Here is a 20,801-nt window from a genome sequence, read left to right as displayed (position 1 = left end):
TGTCAGATGCAGGCAAGCCCCGAAGCAATCACATATTGCTGTCCGCCCTGACATCGCTCGCTAAAGTGTTGCGGGTCATGGATTTCCTGCGGTATCTTGGCACGTCTTGCAGTGCTCGCTTGAGTGAACTTTGGCGGGCTTGGCGGGTGCGCGGTTCCGGCTTGGGAGCCTTTCTGCGCAGAGTAAGAGTTGAGGGAGTGCGGATTGCGTCAGCTATTTTTGCCACGAATGATATTTAGTACCCGTGCTGGCCGCCTGTCTGCCTGCTTGCCTTTGCTTGCCGCGCTCGCCCTTGCGCCGACACAGGGCAGCGCACAGGGCATTCCGCTGCCCGGTGCCGATCAGCTTGCGGCACAGCGTCTTGCCTATGATGCGGTGGCAACCAAGACAATTGTCGATTTGCAGCCCTTCCGCGCAGAGCAGCGCATGACGCTGACCGACGGCACCGAGTTGAAGCTTGTCTCGCTCAGCCCCGCAATCAATTCGTGGTATCTGCTTGAACTCAAGGCACCCGCTGCCCGGCGCTCGAGCTTCTACCACCTCGAAAACATCGACAGCCACGGGGTTGAACTTGCGCTGGAACCTGCCGAGGTGCCGACGTTGCGGCTGGCGCGGGCGGATGGCAACTACAGTTGTCCGCTGGTCGTTGAACAAGCTTCCGTGCTGGAAGCGGCGCAAAAGGCGGGGCTGCCCTTTGCTCCGCTCTGCAATGGCCAGGTCTATTTGCGCAACCGGGTTGACGGCTCGCGCACTTCGCGCGAACGCACCGCCGAATTCTTGCGCGATAACGTCTGGTTCGGCGACAGCCTGGTGAATCTGGTCAAGGATACCTTCTATCAGGATGCCTATGCCGAAACCGGGGTAACGCTTGGCATCACCGCAGCGGGCAGCGTGGTCGAGGCGCTGGGGCAAGCGGCGCTGGTGGATTTTCCGGTGATCTCGACCTCGATCGGCATGGCGCTGCAAGGCGCACCTGAAGGTGGCATAGCGCAGGGCAACTGGTATGCGATGGCGGGCAATACCGGGGTTTACGCAAGTGTCGTGCAACCCGCCAAGATCAGCCGCGAAATTCTCGACCGCCCGAACGAAACCAACTGGCTGGACGAGGTTGAACGCTGGGCCACCGCCTACCTTGTCGCCTTCGATCTGACCGAATTCGAAGTCGGCTACGAGGTCGGCACCGATCACCCGACACTGAACTGGTCGCCGCGGCCCTCGGGCTCGGGGCGCAACTACTCCATTCCCGGGCCCGACGGCGTTGCATCGAGCACGCCGCTGGTGACGCTCGGCATGGTCAGCCCGTCGCAGGCGCACCGGGTCGCCGCCACCTTTACCGGCGGCTACAAGCGCGAACATGGTGCCTTTCGCATGGGCGATTATGCCTTCAGCTACAACGGCCATCACTACGGCTTTGTCGTCAACGGCGTGGTCCTGAGCAAGCTGGTTCCCGATCTCGCCACGCTTTATGTGCTGGAAGACGGCACCATCGGCATGCGCACATGGGCTGTCGAGGATGACGCGCTGTTGCCGCAGATCCGCTTTGCCCGGCAGAACGGCGTGCCGCTGATCGCGCCCGATCCCGCCACCGGCGATTCGGTGCCGGGGCCGTTGGTGCGCTCCTGGGGGCCGGGGAACTGGTCGGGGTCTGCCGAGGCGCAACTGCGTACGCTGCGCGCCGGTGCCTGCATGAAAACCGTGCAGGGTCGCCGGATGCTGATCTACGCCTATTTCTCCACCGCAACACCTTCGGCAATGGCGCGCGTCTTTCAGGCCTATGGCTGCGAATATGCGATGCAGCTTGACATGAACTCGGTCGAGCACACCTATCTTGCGGTCTATACGCAGAAGCCTGAAGGCGGGCTCGAGATCTCGCATCTGGTGCGTGCCATGCGCGATATTGATGCGCGCGCGAATGACGGCACCCGCCTGCCCCGCTTCGTCGCCTATTCCGACAACCGTGATTTCTTCTATCTGTTGCGAAAGGTTCCGCCATCATGAGCATCCTGCCGCGCCTTCTTGCCTGTATCACGCTTGCTTTCGCGGCAGAGGGGGCCGCGGCTCAGGGCCTGGCGGAACTGAACGCGGGCATGTTCCGCGAGATGCAGCAGCGGCGAGGGGTGAGCGCTTCGGAACTGGCGCGGGTCAAGGAAATCTTCGCCCGGTCCGCGATCATCGGGCAGGGCAACCCCGCGATCACCCGCCACGCTTTGACGCCGGAAGAATGTGCGGCGCGCCTGCCGGGCGGCATCGGCTACTACGACAACCCGCGTTTCGAGCAGATCTGCGGCGACAAGTACATGGCACCGCTTTACGACCCGCGGACACAAAGCGCCTCGCAAGCCACCGCCTGCATCGACCAGTTCGAATATCCCAACGTGCCCTGCACCTATCCGGTGGTCTGGGTGAAAACCTCCGAGGCCGCGCAAATCTGTGCGGCGGAAGGCAAGCGGCTTTGCGATGCGCATGAATGGGAGGGGGCCTGTGCAGGAGCGCTGGAGGCACCCGACTATCGCTTTGACCTGGCCGAAGGCGTCTCGCCCTCGGCTGCGGTTTCGCGCATGCAGGCCGCACATAACGCCAAATACGAACCCCAAAGGGCGTGGGCTTACGGTGCCAACTATCAGGCCGGGGTTTGCGCAGCGGCAAGTTTCAAGAATGGCAGCTGCGATGGCGGCAGCTTCAACGGCTGCGGCTCCAACACCTACCCGACCGGCAGCTTTCCCGGCTGCACCAGCCCGCTCAAGGTTTACGATCTGCACGGCAATGCCGCCGAGCACATGAACCTGCCGCTCAGCCCAGGCCAGATGTCGAGCCGCGGTTCGACCACGCTCGGCGTGACCGAGATGAAGGGAAGCTGGTTCATCTGGGATACCGTCCGCGCCCACCCCGATTGGTGCCGCTGGCGCGCGCCCTTCTGGCACGGCTCATCGGTAATGTCGTCGGGCAGCCATGCCAATTACCACCTCGGGTTTCGCTGCTGCAAATCGATCTGAAGCCGCCACCGATGCGGGTGGGGCAAACGAAAACCGCCCGCGCTGACGGCTGCGGGCGGCAAATTCGCGGCGGGGCTGAAACGGGTCAGCGCGTGTAGAGCGATGCGAGCAGGGTTCTTGGTGCCGCAATCGGGCCTTCAGAGCTGATGATCTGCGCATAGACGTGGTCTTCGAGCAGATCCGAAAGCGCGACCGCGCGGCCATTGAGGTAGGCGGTCTGGCTGACCAGCCGCACGCCATGGCTGTAATCGGAATAGTGCTGGCCGTGGACCGTTGTCAGCGGCTGAATCGGGCGACCGTTCGGCTGGTGCCAGCCGTAGATTGCCACCTGCCCCGGCGAGCGACGCAGCGCGTTGGTCAGCACCAGATCCTTCTTGATGCCCGCCACCAGTTGGCCGTTGCGCAGCCCGACAGCGGAACTCTGCCCGTCGATGGTGGCATTGTGCTGGCGGAAATAGCTGGTCGAGGTCATCTGCGGCCCGGCTTCCATCGGGCGCGGGGCAAGCCGAACCCCGGCCTGCGCAAAAACGGCATCCACAATGCGCGTGGTCGGCAGCATGAAGCCAAGCCGGTCGGCGATTTGTGCGGCCTCCGGCAGGCCCATCGGCACCCGCAGGAAATCGGCATTGTCACCCACGGCAACATAGTCGGGCGTGACACAAACGGTAATCGTCACCGGCTTGCCCGCCGAACTGGTGCCGGAAAGCGTGACCGGGGTCAGCGCGCGCAGGAACTGCGGCACGTTGCCCGAAAGCACTTCGCGAACGATCATCTGGTCGCGCTCGCTGCCATTGGCATTGCCAAGTGCCGCGCCAAATTCGCTGCCAGTTGCGGCGCTGCCGGGGCGGCGCGGAATGCCGCGCGCCAGTTGCGATGGGCAATCGGCTGCCGCAGGGGCACGCGCCAAGGCATCGTCAAGTGCGCCCGAGGGCGGGGCGACAGGTTCACGCAGCGCCACGGTCTGCACCTCGCGCGGCGCAACCGCAGCAGCGGCCTGGCGCGCGGCGGTGGCAGCGAGCAGAACCCGCGCCGGACGCAAGCGCGGCGGTGGCGAAACTTCGGGCGCAGCACTGGCAACTGCCACGGCGACGGCTTCCTCAATGGCCTGCGACGCAGGCGAAACCGGGGCGACGGGCAGTTGCGCCGCGGCCTGCACGACCTGCGCTGGCGCAAATGGTCTGGGGCTCGGGCGGGCCGGGGCCGCGGGCGTTGCCACCGCCAGCGAAGTCAGGGCGGGGCGCGGCTGCGGGCGTAGCGGCGCGGCCGCGGTGACCGGTGCCGCAGCGAAGCGTTGTGCTGGGCGCGGCAGCGGACGCAGCGGCGCGGCCGACGTGGTGGCTGCCGCGACCTCCAGCCTTACCGGGCGCGGCTGTGGGCGTGCCGGGGCATTTGCAGCGGCGCGCGCGGCTACCGCGGCCGGACGCAGCGCAGGGCGCGGCGTTTCGGCCGATGCCAGCAGCACGGTCACCGCAAAAACCTCGGGCAGCGGCGGCTGCAGCAGTTCGGTTGCGGGCAAGGGCAGTGCGGTAACGATATCCGGCGACACTGTCTTGGCGAGAGCCGCGTCTGCAAGCGCCTTGCTGCTCATGGTCACGGCGATCGGGACCGGGGCCTGCTCGGGCAGCGGTGCCGCCATGGTCAAAGGTTCAACGCGCACCACGACCGGGTCGGGGCTGAGCGCCGCGACCGCGGCAAGAAGCGATGCCGCATTGTCAGGCTCAGCCAGGACCGGACGCGGCAGCACTAGTGTTGGCATTTCGGGCAAAGCAGCCAACACCACGGGCGCTGCATCAGACCGCGCGGCGCGCAGGGCCGCAGGAACGGTAAGCGCCGCCGCAGTGCCCACGATCAGCACCCCGACGCTTGCCAGCAAAACCCCACGATGCGTGCGCCAAAGGCCCACAAAGCCACGGTCCCGCCTGCGCGACAAATCAAAAAAGTTCACGTGTGTTTTTCCGGTCACTGTCCCTTGAGTGCATCCAGTAGCCCTGAATAGGGTTAAGATCAAGTTATGTAGGCGGAATCTGGCCGATCCGCCGCCGACGATCACCGATCGACGCCTGCCCGAAATCAGAAATTTCGCCGCTAAGTGCCTGAAGCTGCCAAGGAAGGCAGCGCGGTCGTTGCCGCAGCGCAGCATGAAACGTCGGAGTTGGCAGCCTGCGCATCGCGCCTTGCCGCGCCCGGCTGCCGCGTTTCAGCCGCCGAATCGGGCCAGCGCGGCTCCAAAAATCGCCTCGTCCACATTGCCACCTGACCCGATGGCAACCACCTCGGGAGCCAGATTCGGGGTAAACAACGCCGCTGCCAGCGCAACCGCGCCGCCTGGCTCCAGCACCACCCGCAGGTGCCGAAATGCAAGCACCATCGCCTGAAGGGCCTGATCGTCGGTAACCGCCAGGCCCGGCCCGCAGAGCCGTTGCAAAATCGGAAAGGTCAGCACCCCCGGTGAAGGCGTGACGATGGCATCGCAAACCGAGCCGGACAGGCGCGCATTGCGCTCGATCCGGCCTGCCGCGAGCGAGCGGGCGGTATCGTCAAACCCTTCCGGTTCGACCGGGCGCACCCTCGCGCCGCTGCCTTCCAGCGCCAGCGCGAGGCCCGATGTCAGCCCGCCGCCGCCACAGGGGGCCAGCACCTCGCCCCGCCAGCCTGCGGGAAGGTCTTCCAGCAGCTCCAACCCGATGGTTCCCTGCCCCGCGATCACCGCAGCGTCGTCGAAAGGCTTCACCAGGCTGAGGCCGCGCGATGCAGCCATGGTCGCGCCAATCGCGTCACGGTCCTCGGTGGCGCGATCATAAAGCACCACTTCGCCGCCAAGCGCGCGGGTATTGGCAATCTTCACCCCCGGCGCGTCCGCAGGCATCACGATGACAGCAGGCACGCCAAAGGCCGCCGCCGCCCGTGCCACCCCCTGCGCGTGGTTCCCCGAGCTATAGGCGATCACCCCCCGCGCGCGCACCTCGGGCGGCAGCGCCGAAAGCGCCGCCCAGCCACCGCGCGCCTTGAAGCTGCCGGTATGTTGCAGGCATTCGGCCTTGAGCAGCACCCGCCGCCCGGCAAGCGCATCCAGCGCGGGCGAGCCAAGCAAGGGTGTGTGCCGGACATGCGCGCGGATGCGTTCGCGCGCGGCAACTATGGCGGCGCGGTTCATGCGAGCCTCCCGATCCATGCAGAAATCACCGCCACCGCCTCTGGCTCGTCGAGAAATGGCACATGGGCGCGGTCAGGCACCTCGGCAAAGATCATGTCGGGCCTGCGGCGGCGCATTTCGGCAGCACTGGCAGGGCTGAGCAGGTCGGAATTGGCACCCCGGATCAGCGCCAGAGGCAGCCCCGCACAGGCGTCGAACAAAGGCCAGAGATCGGCCTCGGGGCCCTTGAACGCATCAAGGAAAGCTTCGCGCAAGGCTGGGTCGTAGCGCAGGGCAAGGCCATCGGGGGTTTCCAGATAATGGTGACGAACCTCTTCGCGCCAGCGGCTGGCGGGCACATTGGCGAAACCGGGCATCAGGGCGGGCAGCTTTTCGGCCAGTTCATCCCAGCTTCTGGCGCGCGGGGTGCGGCCGACGTAATCGAATATCCGCTCCAGCCCCCGGCGCTCGATCGCCGGGCCGACATCATTGAGGCAAAGCCCCAGCAATCTTGCCTTGGCGGTGGCGGCAAGAAACATGCCGATCAGCCCGCCGCGCGAGGTCCCGAGTATTGCAGCGCGGGCCAGTCCGAGATGGTCCATCAGCGCCAATACATCGCGCGCCTCTTGCGGCACCGTGTAGGTTTTCGCGCCGGTCCAGGCCGAACCGCCGCGGCCGCGATAATCCGGGCGGATCAGGCGCACCCCCGCAGGCAGGTGCGGCGCGAGGTAGTCGAAATCGCGGCCATTGCGGGTCAGCCCGGCAAGGGCGACCAGCGGCAGACCTTCGCCTTCGTCGGTGAAATCAAGGCGGGTGCCATCGGGCGCGGTGAAGAAATCAGGCACTCTGGGCAAGCTCCGCTATGCGGGAAAGGTCGGGCAAAAGGTGCTGCGGGAGGGCGGGTAGCCGATCCATCGGCAGGCCGGCACGGTTGACCCAAACGGTGGTAAAGCCGAAGCCCGCCGCATAGGCCGCATCCCAGCCGTTGGAAGAGACGAAGAGCACCTGATCGGCTCGGCAGCCGAACCGCTTTTCGACCAGCGCATAGACGGATGCATGCGGCTTGAACACGCCAACGCTTTCGACCGAAAGCACCGCATCAAGCCCAGCGCCGATGCCCGCCGAGGTAACCGCGCCGTTCAGCATCTCGGGCGAGCCGTTCGAGAGGATCGCCGTTTTCATCCCCGCAGCTTTCAGCGTGGCAAGCATGGCGGGCACCTCCGGGTAGGCGGGCAGTTCCCAGTAAAGCGCCAGCAGGCGGGCGCGCAATTCGGGATCAGTGAGGTTTGAGGCCTCCAGCGCCCAGTCAAGCCCGTCCTGGGTGACCTGCCAGAAATTCACGTACTGACCGGCGACCGCGCGCAGCCAGGAATACTGCAACTGCTTGGCGCGCCAATCCTCGGCCAGTGTTGGCCAGATCGCGGCAAAACCCTCGCGCCCCGGCTCTGCGGCGGCGGCGCGGGCGGCTGCATTGACATCAAAAAGCGTGCCATAGGCGTCAAAAACGCAGGTCGTGATGGCCATTGGTAGCCCTCCATGCTGCGGCGCAGACTGGCGCGGGCGGGGAGGCAGAGCAAGGGGCGATGCGCGCCACAGTGGCCGACAGGCACAAAACGTGCTGATATGACCGGGCAGAATGCAGGAGGGGCAGATGGCCACCCGGATCGAGCGGATGATGGAGCGGCTCAAGGAGCTTCAGGGCGAGCTTGAAGCCGCTTTCGAGGAACGCCGCGCGGCGCTGCGCTATCAGGTGGTGCGCCGCCGCGTGGTCTTCGAGGCAGGCGTGCGCGCCCAGCACCGCGCCGCGCGGGTGAAACTTAGCGTGTTCCTCGCACGCACCCGGCCGTTGGTGGTGCTGACCACGCCGGTGATCTATTCGCTGATCGTGCCGATCGCGCTACTTGATCTGTTCGTGACGGTCTTTCAGCTGATCTGCTTTCCGATCTACGGCATGGAGCGGGTCAAGCGGCGCGACCACATCGTGATCGACCGCCACCTGCTGGCCTACCTCAACGGCATCCAGAAGCTGAACTGCGTCTATTGCGGCTATGGCAACGGGGTCATTTCCTATGCGCGCGAAATTGCCGGGCGCACCGAACAATACTGGTGCCCGATCAAACATGCACGGCGCGTGAACGGGCAGCATCCCTACTATCCGGGCTTTGTCGATTATGCCGACGCCGTGGCCTTCCACGCGCAACTCGATACGCTGCGCGACCAGCTTCGGCACCGCGAACCACCGAAGGCCTGACCCCGCTGCACCTGCTTCAGCGAAATATCCTGCGGGGGGTGCGGGGGGCGCAAGGCCCCCCGCTTCAGATGTTCTCCGGCTGCGGCATGCCCAGCACATGGTAGCCGCTATCGACCATCAGCACGTCGCCGGTGGTGCAGGCCCCATAGTCCGAGCAGAGGTAAACCGCTGTGCCGCCGATTGCCTCCAGCGTCGCATTCTGCCGCAGCGGGCTGTTCGCCTCGGTGTGCCTGTAGGTCTTGCGCGCGCCACCAATCGCTGCGCCGGCAAGGGTGCGCATCGGCCCCGGCGAAATCGCGTTGACCCGGATCCGATCGGGCCCCAGGTCGTTGGCAAGGTAGCGAACCGCGCTTTCCAGCGCCGCCTTGGCCACGCCCATCACGTTGTAATAGGGCGTCACCCGGTTCGAGCCGCCATAGGTGAGCGTGATCAGGCTGCCGCCATTCGGCATCATCTGGGCGGCACGACGCGCCACGTCGATGAACGAATAACACGAGATGGCGAGCGAGTTCTTGAAGTTCTCGCGGCTGGTGTTGATGAAGCGCCCGTTAAGTTCGGCCTTGTCGGAATAGGCGATGGCGTGGATCAGGAAATCCATTCCGCCCCATTCCGACTTGAGCCGGGCAAAGGCAGCATCAAGGCTGGCATCGTCGTTCACATCGACATCAACGAGGATGTTCGACCCGAGCGAGGCGGCAAGTGGCTCTACCCGCCGCCCGAAGGCCTCGCCCTGATAGGAAAACGCCAGTTCCGCGCCTTCGGCGCGCAGCGCCTGCGCAATGCCCCAGGCGATGGAATGGTCATTCGCGACCCCCATCACCAGCCCGCGCTTGCCTATCAAGAGATCAGCCATGTTTGCCTACCCGTGGAATTTGCTGAATAGCAGCGACGCATTGGTACCGCCGAAACCGAACGAATTCGACAGGATCGAATCGTGCGCGACGTCATCGACCCGGGTCATGGCGATTTCCTCGGGGCGAATGGCAGGGTCAAGCTCGGTGATGTTCGCCGAAGCGGCAATGAACCCCTCCTGCATCATCAGCAGCGAATAGATCGCCTCATGCACCCCGGTCGCGCCCAGGCTGTGCCCGGTCAGCGACTTTGTCGAGGAGATCGGCGGCACCTTGCCCTCGCCGAATATCCGGCGAATTGCCAGCACCTCGGTCACATCGCCCGCCTGGGTCGAAGTGCCGTGGGCGTTGATGTAACTGACCTTTCGGCCCGCCTCGAGCGTGGAAAGCGCCAGCCGCATCGCGCGTTCGCCGCCCTCACCCGAGGGTGCCACCATGTCGTAGCCGTCGGAGGTGGCCGCGTAGCCGGTAAGCTCGGCGTAGATTTTCGCGCCGCGTGCCAGCGCGTGGCCAAGTTCTTCCAGCACCACCACACCGCCGCCGCCCGCGATCACGAAGCCGTCGCGGGTCGCGTCAAAGGCGCGGCTCGCGGTGGCGGGCGTGTCATTGTATTTCGATGACATCGCCCCCATCGCGTCAAAGAGGCAGGAAAGCGTCCAGTCCAGTTCCTCGCCGCCACCGGCAAAGACGATGTCCTGCTTGCCCATCTGGATCAGTTCCGCGCCGTTGCCGATGCAATGCGCCGAGGTGGAACAGGCAGAGGTGATCGAATAGTTCACGCCCTTGATCTTGAACGGAGTCGCAAGGCAGGCCGAGTTGGTCGAAGACATGCAGCGGGTGACCATGAACGGACCCATGCGCTTTGGCGCGCCCTTTTCTATCACCGTCGTATGCGCCTCGAAAAAGTTCGAGGTCGAGGGGCCGCCGGACCCCATGATGAGGCCGGTTCGAGGGTTCGAGACATCGCCCTCATCCAGCCCGCTGTCGCGGATTGCCTGTTCCATGGCGAGAAAGTTGTAGGCCGCGCCGGGCCCCATGAAACGCAGGTTGCGCTTGTCGATATGCTCTTCCAGCACGATCTGCGGTTGGCCGTGAACCTGGCTGCGAAAGCCGTGTTCTGCGTAGGACGGCGCAAAGATGATGCCCGAGCGACCATCGCGCAGCGAAGCGGTGACCTCTTCGGCAGAATTGCCAATTGGCGAGATGATCCCGAGCCCGGTAATGACGACGCGGCGCATGGGGGCCTCCTTTTCCTCGTTGGTTCAACTCTCCGAAAGAGCGACCTTCATGTCCTTGACCAGATAAATCGTTTCGCCATCTGCCTCGACACGGCCATCGGCCACGCCCATGGTCAGTCGGCGGGTGTGGATGGCCTTGGTGTAATCGACGAAGTAGCGCAGCAGCTTGCGGTCGGGCCGCACCATTCCGGTAAGCTTCACTTCGCCGACACCAAGCGCATAGCCCCGCCCCGGCCAGCCGCGCCAGCCGAGGTTGAATCCGGTCAGCTGCCACAATCCGTCAAGCCCGAGGCAGCCCGGCATGATCGGGTTGCCGGGAAAATGGCACTCGAAAAACCACAGGTCCGGCGTGATGTCGAACTCGGCCACAACATGGCCCTTGCCATGTTCGCCGCCATCGGCCGAAATATCGGTAATGCGATCCATCATCAGCATCGGAGGGGCAGGAAGTTGCGCATTTCCAGGCCCGAACATCTCTCCGCGCGCACAGCGCAGAAGGTCTTCCTTGTCGAAATATGTCGGATACCCCGCCATCGGCACCGCCCCTTTGTGCATCGCAAGCCCGTCTTGTCGGGCATCTAGCACTCGCGCAAAGCCAGAGGCAAGGCCCGGGCAACAGGGCGAGCCCCGGCTACTAGATTTAGACCATTGAAAAATCCGCAACTGTTCCCTACTCTAGGTTAGATTTCACGCGAAAGATCAGCGATGCAGACTTTGGCCGAGAAACGCGGACAGGAATGGCTTGCACGCGGCGGGCTGCGCCCGACACGCCAGCGCCTGACGCTTGCGACGCTTCTTGTCGGCGGCGGCGGCAACCGCCATGTCACGGCCGAGGGGCTTTATGCCGAAGCGCGGCAGGTGGGCGAGGCGGTGTCTCTGGCCACGGTTTACAACACCATGCGGGCTTTTTGCCAGGCGGGATTGATGCAGGAAATCACCGTCGATGCGACCCGCTCTTTCTTTGACACGCGGATGGACGAGCACCCGCATTACTTCTGGGAAGAGACCTCCGAAATTACCGATGCCCCGGTCGAAGATCTGGTGATCTCGCGGCTGCCTGCGGCACCTGAGGGCACCGAAATGACCCGCGTCGATGTGGTTCTGCGGGTCCGCCGCATCGCTTGAGGCTTGGCCATTGTCCTGCGAAAGTCAGGGGCAGTCGGAAGCAGGAACAATCAGGCGGTTTCGCAGAAATTCGTCTAGGAGCACTAGCGTGTCGCCGCGAATGGACTCGCGGGGGGTTGCCGGAAACCGATCATGCAGCAGGTCCGCAATATCATTTGCCGACATCGCTTCCTCCAACAACTCCCAGACAGCCATGGCACCCTCGTTCAGACGATGCACCGCAACTCCTTGGGGGTCGGTCAGATAGCATTGGCGGTCTGATGTGACCTGGCTCAGTCCGGCAGCTTGAGCATACCGTGCACTCGGCTCCGCGCGCGCCGCAATCGGCTTCGTGCCAAATACCTCCACAGGGCGCGCGCGCAATGCAAATTGCGGCACCGGCGCGCTGCCCAGCGCACCGAAGGCGTTTTCGAGCAATTCGGCGGCGCTCTCCGCCGATGCGTATTGCAAATGAAAGAGCAAGGCGGTTCGTGCAATTGCGTCAAGCGCAGAAAGAATATCTGCGCTGTGCATGCCCCGCGCGAAATTCTGTTTCAGCAAACGGTCGATCGTTTCGTCAGATTTTGCCGGAAGCAATTTCGTTTCCGCCGTTGCCGCGCGTTCCAGAAACACGATCGCGCCAACTGGCGATGCCGCACCGTGTGGCACCGGGCGTGCCGCGCGCAGGAACACATATTGCGAATTGGCCGCACTGAACCGCGCTTCAAGTTGCGCGCGCAGTTCGGGGGTAAATTCGGGCGGCACGGGAAGGCGCAGCCGCGTCTGCACCCCGGTTGCGCGCCCGACCAAACTTCCGTCGTCGGCTGACTCCAGCGGCAGATAGTCGTCCGTAAAAACGCGCAAGCCGCGCGCTGCGAGACAGGCCATCAGCGTGCTCTTGCCCGCACGCCTGGTGCTTGGAAACACGACCAGCCGTCCGCTGATCTCAACCGCAGCAGCGTGCAAACACAGCAGATACGGCTGCGAGCGAAGCAATTCCTGCGCCATGCATGCGATCAGTTCGCAGACCGCGTTCAATGTGTTCAGCCGCTTGGCCGGGCCATTTGCCAGCGAAACATTCAGGCTGGCATCCGCAAGCCGGGAAATGGCGATGAACGGGGGCTCGGCACTGGCTGGCAACACCTCGAAATGCCACCCTGGCATGACTCCGGAAATTGTTTCAACGATCTCCGGGCAATCGCGCAACACGACGGGCGCGGTCAAGCCGTCGAAAACCAAATAGGCTAGCTCGGACACGCCCTGTTCACCTGCCGATTTGATCGCGCACCCAGGCGCAGCGACCCCGGCAAAAGCTGATAGCCATTGCCGGGGTGTAGCATTCCTTCAGGTCAGGTCGGCGCGCAGAAGCCCGAGGCGTTCGGGTCGGTGATTGTGGGGTCACAGACCTCGGCACCTGAAGGCGAAGACGGCTCGCTCGGCTCGGAGGGTTCCGAGGGCTCGGAAGGCTCTGACGGTTCTGACGGTTCTGACGGCTCGGACACCGAGCTCGCATGCGCCGCAGAAAGCGTCGTGAAAGCCGGAACAGAATACGCCGTCAACGCCAACGCCCCGAGCCGCGAGATGGCGCGGCGCCTTGAAAGCATGGTATCGTCTGTCTCACTCATGGCACTTCTCCCTTTCAAAATGATGTCAAGTGTAGAGGAAAAAAATGGCAGCAACATGGCCGCGCCGAATCGCAGGTCGGCACATCGAATTCAAGGCATCTGCGCCCTTGCTCTATGGAGGAATTCTACAGAATCAGTGCCGCGATTCAAGTGACCCGCCCGGCTACCGGCGGCATTTCGCCGCTCCCCCTCGGCATCCCATGGTGGTAGGCTTCCGCTGCGGCGCGCGCGTATCCGTAGCGAACATGAAAAGGGCGAAATCATGCGTGTCTTGGCTTTCTCGGCGGCGCTTTTGTTGGCATTGGCACCTGGCGCGGTCATTGGCCAGTCATTCGACGGCACCTATGCGATAGGCGACTGCGCGGCTCCGGGCGACGGCGCGATGACCTTGGCAGGGGCGACGATAAGCTTTTACGAATCCGCCTGTCGGCTGTCGAACCCGACTGCTTTGCCCGGTTTCGAAGAAGCCGTCATGTATGACGCCGACTGTGCTGGCGAAGGCGAAATCTGGAAAGAAAAGATGCTGATCATGCCCGCGCTCAGCGGCGGGCTGGTGGTGGTCACGCCGGGCTGGGCGAGCATTTACGAACAGTGCCGATAGGCTCAACCTTCCGCGCATTCCTGCAACACCGCAAGCGGCACGGTCTCGAGCGCGCGCGCATGCGTGGCCGCAAGGCGTACCCGCGGCGCACAACCTTCGTCCCAGGCCTGCAAGAACCGCCCGGCGCAAAGGCACCAGGCGTCGCCGGGCCTGACGCCGGCAAACCCCAGTTCGGGCCTTGGCGTGCCCAGATCATTGCCGACATAGGCTGAAAACGCCAGAAACTCGGCGGTCATCACCGCGCAAACGGTGTGGCTTCCTGCATCTTCAAAGCAGGTGTTGCATAGCCCGTCGCGGAAAAAACCGGTGCGCGGAGCCATCGAACAGGGTTCGAGCACGCCGCCCAACACATTGACCGATGGCAGCTTCTGCATGTCTCATAGGCTCTCCGCGATACTGCGCAATACGGCAAGGTTGCCTTCGTCAACCCCCACGTCTTCAAACCGGGTGTCGGCGGCATTCACCGCCACCACCACGGCACGCGCCGGGTTGACGTAGATATACTGGCCATAGATGCCGCGGGCGAAATAATCGCCGCCATGCGCCGCGCTGTCAGTGGGCACCCACCATTGGTAGCCATAGGCAGCGCCCCCCGGTGCCTGCAACGCAGTCGAGGCTGCCACCCAGTCGGCGGGCACCAGCTGCCGCTCGCCCCAAAGCCCGGCTTGCGCAAACAGCAAACCAAAGCGCGCATAGTCGCGTGTGGTCAGGTTGAGACCGCCCAGAACGAAGGCCGTGCCCTCGCCATCGGTAACATAGTAGGGCCTGCGCTCAAGCCCCATCGGCGCCAGCAAACGCTCGGCCAGAAGGTCAGCCGGGTCGCGCCCGCTGGCCCCTGCAATCACCATGCCAAGCACATGCGTGTCGATCGAGACATAGTGCCAGCGCGTTCCAGGTGGCGCTGCGCGCGCGCGCAGACCTGCGGCAAAACCGTTCATCGACCCGCCAAGCGCCAGCACCCGCCCCATCCGGTTGATGTCGGAGTTGAAATCCAGATAGTCCTCGTTGAACGCAGCCCCGGCAGACATCGTCAGCACATCGCGCACGCTTGCGCCGTCATAGGCCGAGCCTTTCAGCGAGGGCGCGAAATCCACCACCCGCGCATCGAGGTCAGGCACCATTCCCTCGGCATGCAAAATCCCGAACAGCGCCGAGAGATAGCTTTTCGCCACCGACCAGCTGATCCGCAGATCCTCGGGCCGGGTGCCGAGGTAATAGCTTTCGTGCACCAGCGCCCCGCTTTGCAGCACCACCAGCGCGGTGACCGCGCGCGCCTCGACCCAGGCGGCGACGTCAGGCGGCAGCGTCGCCGCTTCCCCCTGTGGCAGTTGCGAAACCGGCCCGGCACCGATTTCCAGGGGCCGGGTGAGAAACAGCCGGTCCATGCCGGAGAAATTGGCAACGATCTTGTTCGGCGCGAACAGGCTGTTCACCGCCAAGAGCCGTGCAATCTCCTCGCGCTTCCAGACCGCGAGTCCGCCCGCAACAAGAGCAACGAGCAAGACCACCCTGATAACAATTCTGACAATCCGCATGTCAAATCCCCCTCGGCGAAAGGAACCACGCCGCCCGCCGCGCCGCAACACATTCCGCCCTGCCTTGGCGCAAATTAAAATGCCCACGGCAACGATCTGGTGCCAGGCACCTGCGGTTCGGTGCGCCGGACGGATCAGCGCCGAAAGCGGTCCACCAATCGCGCCAAAGCGGTTTTCGGTGCTGCGTCGGGCACGGCGGCCTCGGGCGGCGCAGCTTCGGGCGTGGCGGGCGCGGCGGTCTGCACTGCCTCGCGTGGCGGGCGCGGCGATTTTGCGGGCCGTTGCGGTGCGGTGCGAAGCGCCACGGCATTCAGGAAAGCCGCGCCATCGCCCGCCGCAAGCGCTGGCGCGCCTGCCGCGATGCCGGCCAACAGATCCTCGCGCCAGCCCGCATCGGACTTGGCAAAATCCGCGAGCACATAGTCGGCCACACGGTTCTTGTCGCCAGGGTGGCCGATGCCAAGCCGCACCCGCGCATAACCCTCGCCGATATGGGCGTGAAGCGAGCGCAAGCCGTTGTGGCCTGCGTGGCCGCCGCCCTGCTTCAGGCGGCACTTGCCGGGCGCAAGGTCGAGTTCGTCGTGAAATACCGTCACTTCGGCAGGGCTGATCTTGAGGTAGCGCACCGCCTCGCCGACCGATTGGCCAGAAAGGTTCATGAAGGTGCCGGGTTTGAGCAGCAGAACCTTTTCGCCGCCAAGGCTGCCCTCGGCAAGCTGCCCCTGAAACCGCGCGCGCCACGGGCCAAAGCCATGTTCCACCGCGATCCGGTCAACCGCCATGAAGCCGATGTTGTGCCGGTTGGCTGCATACCCTGCCCCCGGATTGCCCAAGCCTACGAACAGTTTCATGCACCCTCCCCGCCCCGGTGCAGCCTAAGCCGCCGCGACCTCGGTTTCAACGCCGCCGCGCGCCGGGCCGAGGAAACGAAAACGCGGAAAGGGCTGCCCCTTCCCGCGCCACATTCGTCGCGGCCGCAACCTTACTCGGTAGCGGCGGCAGCCTCATCGCCTTCGTTGTCGCTCGAACGCAGGCCCGAGGGCGCGCCGATGTTGGCGATCACGAAATTGCGCTTGATCGTCGGCTTCGCGCCTTCAGGCAGCACGATGTCGTTGATGTGGATGACATCGCCGATGTCCTTGCCGGTCAGATCGACCGTCAGGTGGTTCGGAATCTCGCCTGCCAGCACTTCCAGTTCAACTTCGGGGCGCACGATGGTCAGCGCGCCGCCGCGCTTCAGCCCCGGCGAGGCTTCCGGGTTTTCAAAGTTGACGTGGATGAACAGGTTGATGCGGCTGGCCTGATGCAGGCGCATCAGGTCAACATGCACCGGCTTGTCCATGACCGGGTCGCGCTGCACACCACGGCAGATCACCCGCACGTCGTCCTGGCCCTCGATCTTGAGGTTCCAGAGCGTCGAGAGGAACCGCCCCGCACGCAGTTTTTGCAGCAGCTTGTTGTATTCGAATGCGATAGGCTGCGGCTCTTTGCCGTCGCCATAAACAATGCCGGGTACGTTGCCCTCACGACGAGCTTGACGAGCGGCCCCCTTGCCTGTCCCCGTCCGTACCACGGCCAGCAGATCCGGGATCTCTTTGGCCATTGGTGTCTCCATAGTCTTCAAGTTGCGCGGGACTCCTCCAAGGGTGCAGGCCCGCAAGGCGGCCCCTATACAGTGAGGCAGCCGCAAAGGGAAGCCCTTTTGCAGCCATGCAGCGGCCAGCCGTTGCCGCCGCAGCGCCCTCATGCTAGGGCTTCGCGAAGCTTCCAAAGCGCTTTGAACGGGGATTTCATGGATTTCGCAAGGGTATTGCGGGCATCACGGGCAACCGGGGCGGGCCTGGCTTCGGTCGGCGTGTTCTGGGGTGGCTTCGCCGCCTATCTGCCCGATTACAAGGCGGCGGCAGGCGCAAGCGACGGCGAAATGGGGCTGGTGCTGGTCCTCTCGGCGGCGGGCGGCATGGCGGCGATGGCGGTCTCGCCGCGTGTCATGGCGACACTTGGGCGCGCCATGCTGCCTGTTGGCGGGGTGCTGGTGGCCGCAGCGGCGTTCCTGCCGCTTCTGGCGGGTGACATTTTCTCGCTCGGGCTGGTGCTGCTGGCCATGGGTGCCGCGATGTCAACGCTCGACATCGCCGCAAACGTGCGCATTTCCGAGCGCGAGGCCCGCGAAGGGCTGCATCTGATGAACCTCAACCACGCGCTCTTTTCCTTTGCGTTCGGCGCGTCAGCCTTTGGCTGCGGACTGGCGCGCAAGGCCGGACTTGGCCCCGAAACGGTGGCACCGATGCTGTTCATCGTGCTGCTTGCGCTGGCTGTGGTGATGGCGGAAAGGGCTGCGGGCGCAGTGCCTGCCGCGGCCAACGGGGGCGAGCCTGCCGCTTCGCCTTGGGCCGCAATCTGGCCCGCCGCGGCAATCCTGTTCGCCGCCTTCGTCTCGGAAAACGCAACCGAAAGCTGGTCGGCGCTGCATATTGAACGCACCCTCGGCGGACCGAAAGGCGAGGGCTCGTTCGGCCCGGCGATGCTCGGTTTGACGATGGGAATTGGCCGTCTCTCCGGGCAATTCCTGGCTGCACGTCTGGGTGAGGCGCGGCTGGTGGCGGGGTCGGCGCTGCTCGGCATGTTCGGCGCGCTGGTGGTGGCGGTGGCCCCGGCCCCCGGCGTGGCAGTGCTTGGCGTAGCGCTGATCGGGCTGGGCGTTGCGGTGGTGGTGCCCTCGGCCAATTCGCTGCTCGGCCGCGCGGTGGCACCCGAGCAGCGCGCCTACGCGATTTCGCGAAGCTGGATGCTGGGATTCACCGGGTTTTTTCTTGGTCCGGTCGGCATGGGGCTGGTCGCGCAGACCTTCGGCCTGCGCTGGTCTTTCGTCGCCGTGGCTCTGGCAATGGCGATGATCCTGCCCGGACTGGCGCAGCTGACGCGGCGATAAGCCACTTCTTCACCTCTGCGCGGGCGCTTCCGCATGATTGTGTAAACGTTTGCACAAATGCCGAATCGGTGCATACTTACCCGCATGGGCTGCAAAGGACCTGGGGAGGGCCGATGCCGGGGCACCGCAAGACCATCAAGGATGTCGCCCGGACGCTCGGTGTTTCTGCCGCGACAGTGTCGCGCGCGCTTGCCGGAAACCCGCGCATCTCGCCCGAAACCCGGCAGCGTGTCGAAGCGACTGCCCGCGATATCGGCTATATACCGAACCGAGCCGCGCAATCGCTTGTGTCCGGGCGTGGCAGCGGCTTTGTCGGGCTGATCCTGACCGATCCCGGCTACGGTCGCGAAGACAGCTATCTTGGCGAGTTCATTTCGGGTCTCGGCGCGGGCTTGGGTCAGCACGGGATCGACCTGTTTCTGGCAGCGGTGCCGGAAACCCAGTCGGAGCTTTCGGTTATCCGCAACATCGTCGGCACCCATCGCGCCGATGGCCTGATCATCGCGCGCACCTCCGAGGCCGATCCGCGCATCGAGTTTCTATCTTCTGCGGGTTTTCCCTTCGTGACACATGGGCGCACCTCGATCGAGGCACCGCAGCATTCGTGGGTGGATACCGATGGCACCGCAGCCTTTGCGGAAGCCTTCGAGGTGCTTTACGCGCTTGGCCATCGCCGCTTCGGCTTGGTGACGATCAAGGAGCCGATGATGTTTCGGCAGCACCGGACCGAGGGGCTGCTGCAAGCCATCGCGCGGCGCGGCGACCCCGAAGTGAGCCTGCAGATTGCCACCTCGCCGCGCTATGATGGGGCGCGGCGGCACGACGCCATTGCCGCGCTTCTGAGTGCACCGGAGCGGCCCACCGCCGTGCTCACGCTTTTTGACGGGCTGGCACTTACGGTGCTGGAAGAGGCCGCGCATCTGGGGCTGTCGGTACCCGGCGATCTGAGCGTGATCGGCTTTGACAACATCGCGTCGTCAGCGCTGGCCCGCCCCGGCCTGACCACATTCGATTCCGAAACCACCCGCAGCGCGCGCGAATCGGCGCGAATGCTGGTGGCGCAGTTGGCCGAAAAAACCCGGCCCGCTGTGCCCGAGACCCTGTTGATCCGCCCAAAGCTGGTGCTGCGGGCAAGCCACGGACCCGTGCGGCTTTCTCCGCGCGGCCAGACCACCCAACTCGCACATAACGGGAGAGGAGCAAGAAAATGACTTTCAATCGTCTGCGCTCGACGGCGCTTGTCGCCGGAATTTTGCTGATGGCAGGGCCGGCACTGGCCGAACCGCTGTTCTGGTCAACCCAGGCCAAGCCGGTCGAGGAAACCCAGCGCATGCGCGAACAGGTGTTGGCGGGCTTCCCCGGCGGGGTGGATTACCAGCCCTCTGACGAGGGCCCCTGGATCACCCGCATTCAGGCCGAAGCGCAGGCCGGGCGAGGCACCATTGCGGTGCTGGGCGGCCTGCACGGCGATCTCTCGTCGCTCGGGGCGAACCTTGTCGATCTGAGCGGCATCGACGTATCGGCCGTAGGCCCGGCCATGGTTGAACTGGGCCGCCTCGGCACCACCGAGCAGAAATACATCCCCTGGATGCAGGCCACCTATCTGATGGTTGCCAACAAGAAAGCCCTGCCCTACCTGCCCGCAGGTGCCGATATCAACGCGCTCAGCTATGACCAGTTCATCGCCTGGACCAAGGCGCTCGCCGAAGGCACCGGCGGGCCGAAGTTCGGCTTCCCGGCGGGGCCAAGGGGGCTCAAGCACCGCTTCTTCCAGGGCTTCCTGCTGCCCTCCTACACCGGATCGACGGTGACCGAGTTCCGTTCGGCCGAAGCAGAGGTTGCCTGGAACAAGTTCAAGGAGCTCTGGGCCTATACCAACCCTGCCTCGACCGGCTACGGCTTCATGCAAGAGCAACTGCTGACCGAAGAAGTCTGGGTTGCGTTCGACCATGTTGCGCGCATCGCCGATGCGTTCAACCAGCGCCCCGATGATTTCGTCGCCTTCCCGGCCCCGGCAGGCCCGAAGGGCCGCGCCTTCATGCCGGTTCTGGCGGGCATCGCGGTGCCCACGACTGCACCCGACAAGGCGCAGGCGCTGGCGTTGGTCGCCTTCATGCTGAAGCCGGAAACCCAGATCGCCACGTTGCGCGCCACCAACTTCTTCCCGGTGATCGCAACCGACATGCCTGCCGACATGCCACCCTCGGTGCGGGCCTCGGCGGCGGCAATTGCGGCAATGACCGGCGCAGCCGATGCGCTGCCCGCACTTCTGCCGATGGGACTTGGCGACAAGGGCGGCCAGTTCAGCCAGATCTACACCGACACGTTCGAGCGGATCGTGCTGAATGGCCAGCCGGTGCGCGCCGTGCTTGACGAAGAGGCCGCGGTGCTGCGCGCCCTGATGATCGAGGCGAATGCCCCCTGCTGGGCACCCGATGCCGCCTCGGACGGGCCTTGCCCGGTGAAATGAGCGCCTGAGGGGGCCTGCGGTGTGCAGCCGCACCGCAGGCCCCCGCCACCGCCCATGCAGGTCGCCAG

Annotated in this window: 21 protein-coding genes; 8 read left to right on the top strand and 13 right to left on the bottom strand. The window is 64.7% G+C overall.

The features are described 5' to 3' along the window. Nucleotides 1-267: 267 nt before the first annotated feature. On the top strand, nt 268-1,998 hold the full coding sequence (locus Q8J98_RS02560) for a hypothetical protein (RefSeq protein ID WP_305293012.1): 1,731 nt from the start codon (nt 268-270) through the stop codon (nt 1,996-1,998). After that, entirely contained in the window at nt 1,995-2,993 is a 999-nt protein-coding gene (locus Q8J98_RS02555; RefSeq protein ID WP_305293011.1) for an SUMF1/EgtB/PvdO family nonheme iron enzyme, read from the top strand. Before Q8J98_RS02560 ends, Q8J98_RS02555 begins: the two co-directional genes overlap by 4 nt. An 85-nt stretch (nt 2,994-3,078) precedes the next feature. Here the strand turns inward: Q8J98_RS02555 and Q8J98_RS02550 are convergent, their stop codons facing one another. The 4 genes from Q8J98_RS02550 to Q8J98_RS02535 form a co-directional block, all read right to left on the bottom strand. Beyond that, on the bottom strand, nt 3,079-4,938 hold the full coding sequence (locus tag Q8J98_RS02550; RefSeq protein ID WP_305293010.1) for a hypothetical protein: 1,860 nt from the start codon (nt 4,936-4,938) through the stop codon (nt 3,079-3,081). A gap of 252 nt (nt 4,939-5,190) precedes the next feature. Further along, nucleotides 5,191-6,147 (bottom strand): threonine/serine dehydratase, encoded by a 957-nt coding sequence (locus Q8J98_RS02545; protein ID WP_305293009.1) that lies wholly within the window; start codon nt 6,145-6,147, stop codon nt 5,191-5,193. Continuing rightward, nucleotides 6,144-6,971, bottom strand: coding sequence for an alpha/beta fold hydrolase (locus Q8J98_RS02540; protein WP_305293008.1), 828 nt, complete (start codon nt 6,969-6,971; stop codon nt 6,144-6,146). The genes Q8J98_RS02545 and Q8J98_RS02540 overlap by 4 nt, the downstream gene beginning before the upstream one ends. After that, complete coding sequence (locus Q8J98_RS02535; RefSeq protein ID WP_305293007.1) at nt 6,964-7,650, bottom strand: haloacid dehalogenase type II; 687 nt, start codon at nt 7,648-7,650, stop codon at nt 6,964-6,966. The genes Q8J98_RS02540 and Q8J98_RS02535 overlap by 8 nt, the downstream gene beginning before the upstream one ends. Nucleotides 7,651-7,777: 127 nt before the next feature. Here Q8J98_RS02535 and Q8J98_RS02530 point away from each other — a divergent pair, with 127 nt between their 5' ends. Beyond that, nucleotides 7,778-8,377 (top strand): hypothetical protein, encoded by a 600-nt coding sequence (locus tag Q8J98_RS02530; RefSeq protein WP_305293006.1) that lies wholly within the window; start codon nt 7,778-7,780, stop codon nt 8,375-8,377. Nucleotides 8,378-8,441: 64 nt separating this feature from the next. Here Q8J98_RS02530 and Q8J98_RS02525 read toward each other — a convergent pair whose 3' ends face one another. Genes Q8J98_RS02525 through fabA form a run of 3 tightly spaced genes read right to left on the bottom strand, consistent with a single transcriptional unit; the run spans nt 8,442 to nt 11,000 of the window. Further along, nucleotides 8,442-9,230 carry an enoyl-ACP reductase gene (locus Q8J98_RS02525; protein WP_305293005.1) on the bottom strand — a complete coding sequence of 263 codons (789 nt, stop codon included), beginning with the start codon at nt 9,228-9,230 and terminating at the stop codon, nt 8,442-8,444. A gap of 6 nt (nt 9,231-9,236) precedes the next feature. Then, nucleotides 9,237-10,466: a beta-ketoacyl-ACP synthase I gene (fabB, locus tag Q8J98_RS02520; protein ID WP_305293004.1), complete on the bottom strand. Its 1,230-nt coding sequence runs from the start codon at nt 10,464-10,466 to the stop codon at nt 9,237-9,239. A 24-nt stretch (nt 10,467-10,490) separates the two neighbouring features. Beyond that, the gene (gene fabA, locus Q8J98_RS02515) at nt 10,491-11,000 is read right to left on the bottom strand and encodes a bifunctional 3-hydroxydecanoyl-ACP dehydratase/trans-2-decenoyl-ACP isomerase (protein WP_305185625.1); all 510 of its coding nucleotides are present in this window, start codon (nt 10,998-11,000) and stop codon (nt 10,491-10,493) included. A 171-nt stretch (nt 11,001-11,171) separates the two neighbouring features. On the opposite strand from fabA, the gene irr reads away from it, so the two are divergent. Next, complete coding sequence (irr, locus tag Q8J98_RS02510) at nt 11,172-11,591, top strand: Fur family transcriptional regulator Irr (protein ID WP_305185568.1); 420 nt, start codon at nt 11,172-11,174, stop codon at nt 11,589-11,591. Between the two features lie 24 nt (nt 11,592-11,615). On the opposite strand, the gene Q8J98_RS02505 is transcribed toward irr, so the two are convergent. Beyond that, on the bottom strand, nt 11,616-12,827 hold the full coding sequence (locus Q8J98_RS02505) for a PqqD family peptide modification chaperone (protein ID WP_305293003.1): 1,212 nt from the start codon (nt 12,825-12,827) through the stop codon (nt 11,616-11,618). Between the two features lie 92 nt (nt 12,828-12,919). Beyond that, nucleotides 12,920-13,195 carry a hypothetical protein gene (locus tag Q8J98_RS02500; protein ID WP_305293002.1) on the bottom strand — a complete coding sequence of 92 codons (276 nt, stop codon included), beginning with the start codon at nt 13,193-13,195 and terminating at the stop codon, nt 12,920-12,922. A 262-nt stretch (nt 13,196-13,457) separates the two neighbouring features. Here Q8J98_RS02500 and Q8J98_RS02495 point away from each other — a divergent pair, with 262 nt between their 5' ends. Beyond that, on the top strand, nt 13,458-13,796 hold the full coding sequence (locus tag Q8J98_RS02495; protein WP_305293001.1) for a hypothetical protein: 339 nt from the start codon (nt 13,458-13,460) through the stop codon (nt 13,794-13,796). A 2-nt stretch (nt 13,797-13,798) separates the two neighbouring features. On the opposite strand, the gene Q8J98_RS02490 is transcribed toward Q8J98_RS02495, so the two are convergent. The 4 genes from Q8J98_RS02490 to Q8J98_RS02475 all read right to left on the bottom strand — a co-directional run bounded on the left by Q8J98_RS02490 (nt 13,799) and on the right by Q8J98_RS02475 (nt 16,934). Next, complete coding sequence (locus tag Q8J98_RS02490) at nt 13,799-14,170, bottom strand: DUF2237 family protein (protein WP_305293000.1); 372 nt, start codon at nt 14,168-14,170, stop codon at nt 13,799-13,801. A 3-nt stretch (nt 14,171-14,173) separates the two neighbouring features. After that, nucleotides 14,174-15,331, bottom strand: a complete 1,158-nt coding sequence (locus tag Q8J98_RS02485) for a serine hydrolase (RefSeq protein WP_305292999.1) — start codon at nt 15,329-15,331, stop codon at nt 14,174-14,176. A gap of 134 nt (nt 15,332-15,465) precedes the next feature. After that, nucleotides 15,466-16,182 (bottom strand): aminoacyl-tRNA hydrolase, encoded by a 717-nt coding sequence (pth, locus tag Q8J98_RS02480; protein WP_305292998.1) that lies wholly within the window; start codon nt 16,180-16,182, stop codon nt 15,466-15,468. 131 nt (nt 16,183-16,313) lie between these two features. Then, nucleotides 16,314-16,934: a 50S ribosomal protein L25/general stress protein Ctc gene (locus tag Q8J98_RS02475; RefSeq protein WP_305185574.1), complete on the bottom strand. Its 621-nt coding sequence runs from the start codon at nt 16,932-16,934 to the stop codon at nt 16,314-16,316. A gap of 189 nt (nt 16,935-17,123) precedes the next feature. Here Q8J98_RS02475 and Q8J98_RS02470 point away from each other — a divergent pair, with 189 nt between their 5' ends. From Q8J98_RS02470 to Q8J98_RS02460, 3 genes are all read left to right on the top strand, one after another. Beyond that, nucleotides 17,124-18,263, top strand: a complete 1,140-nt coding sequence (locus Q8J98_RS02470) for an MFS transporter (RefSeq protein ID WP_305292997.1) — start codon at nt 17,124-17,126, stop codon at nt 18,261-18,263. 113 nt (nt 18,264-18,376) lie between these two features. Further along, nucleotides 18,377-19,474 (top strand): LacI family DNA-binding transcriptional regulator, encoded by a 1,098-nt coding sequence (locus Q8J98_RS02465; RefSeq protein ID WP_305292996.1) that lies wholly within the window; start codon nt 18,377-18,379, stop codon nt 19,472-19,474. Beyond that, on the top strand, nt 19,471-20,733 hold the full coding sequence (locus Q8J98_RS02460; protein ID WP_305292995.1) for an ABC transporter substrate-binding protein: 1,263 nt from the start codon (nt 19,471-19,473) through the stop codon (nt 20,731-20,733). Before Q8J98_RS02465 ends, Q8J98_RS02460 begins: the two co-directional genes overlap by 4 nt. The last annotated feature ends 68 nt before the right edge of the window (nt 20,734-20,801 follow it).

The organism is Phaeovulum sp. (assembly GCF_030684035.1).
Classification (GTDB): Bacteria; Pseudomonadota; Alphaproteobacteria; order Rhodobacterales; family Rhodobacteraceae; genus UBA6213.
The sequence above is the reverse complement of the archived record's forward strand: the minus strand, read 5'-3'. Positions and strand labels throughout refer to the sequence as shown.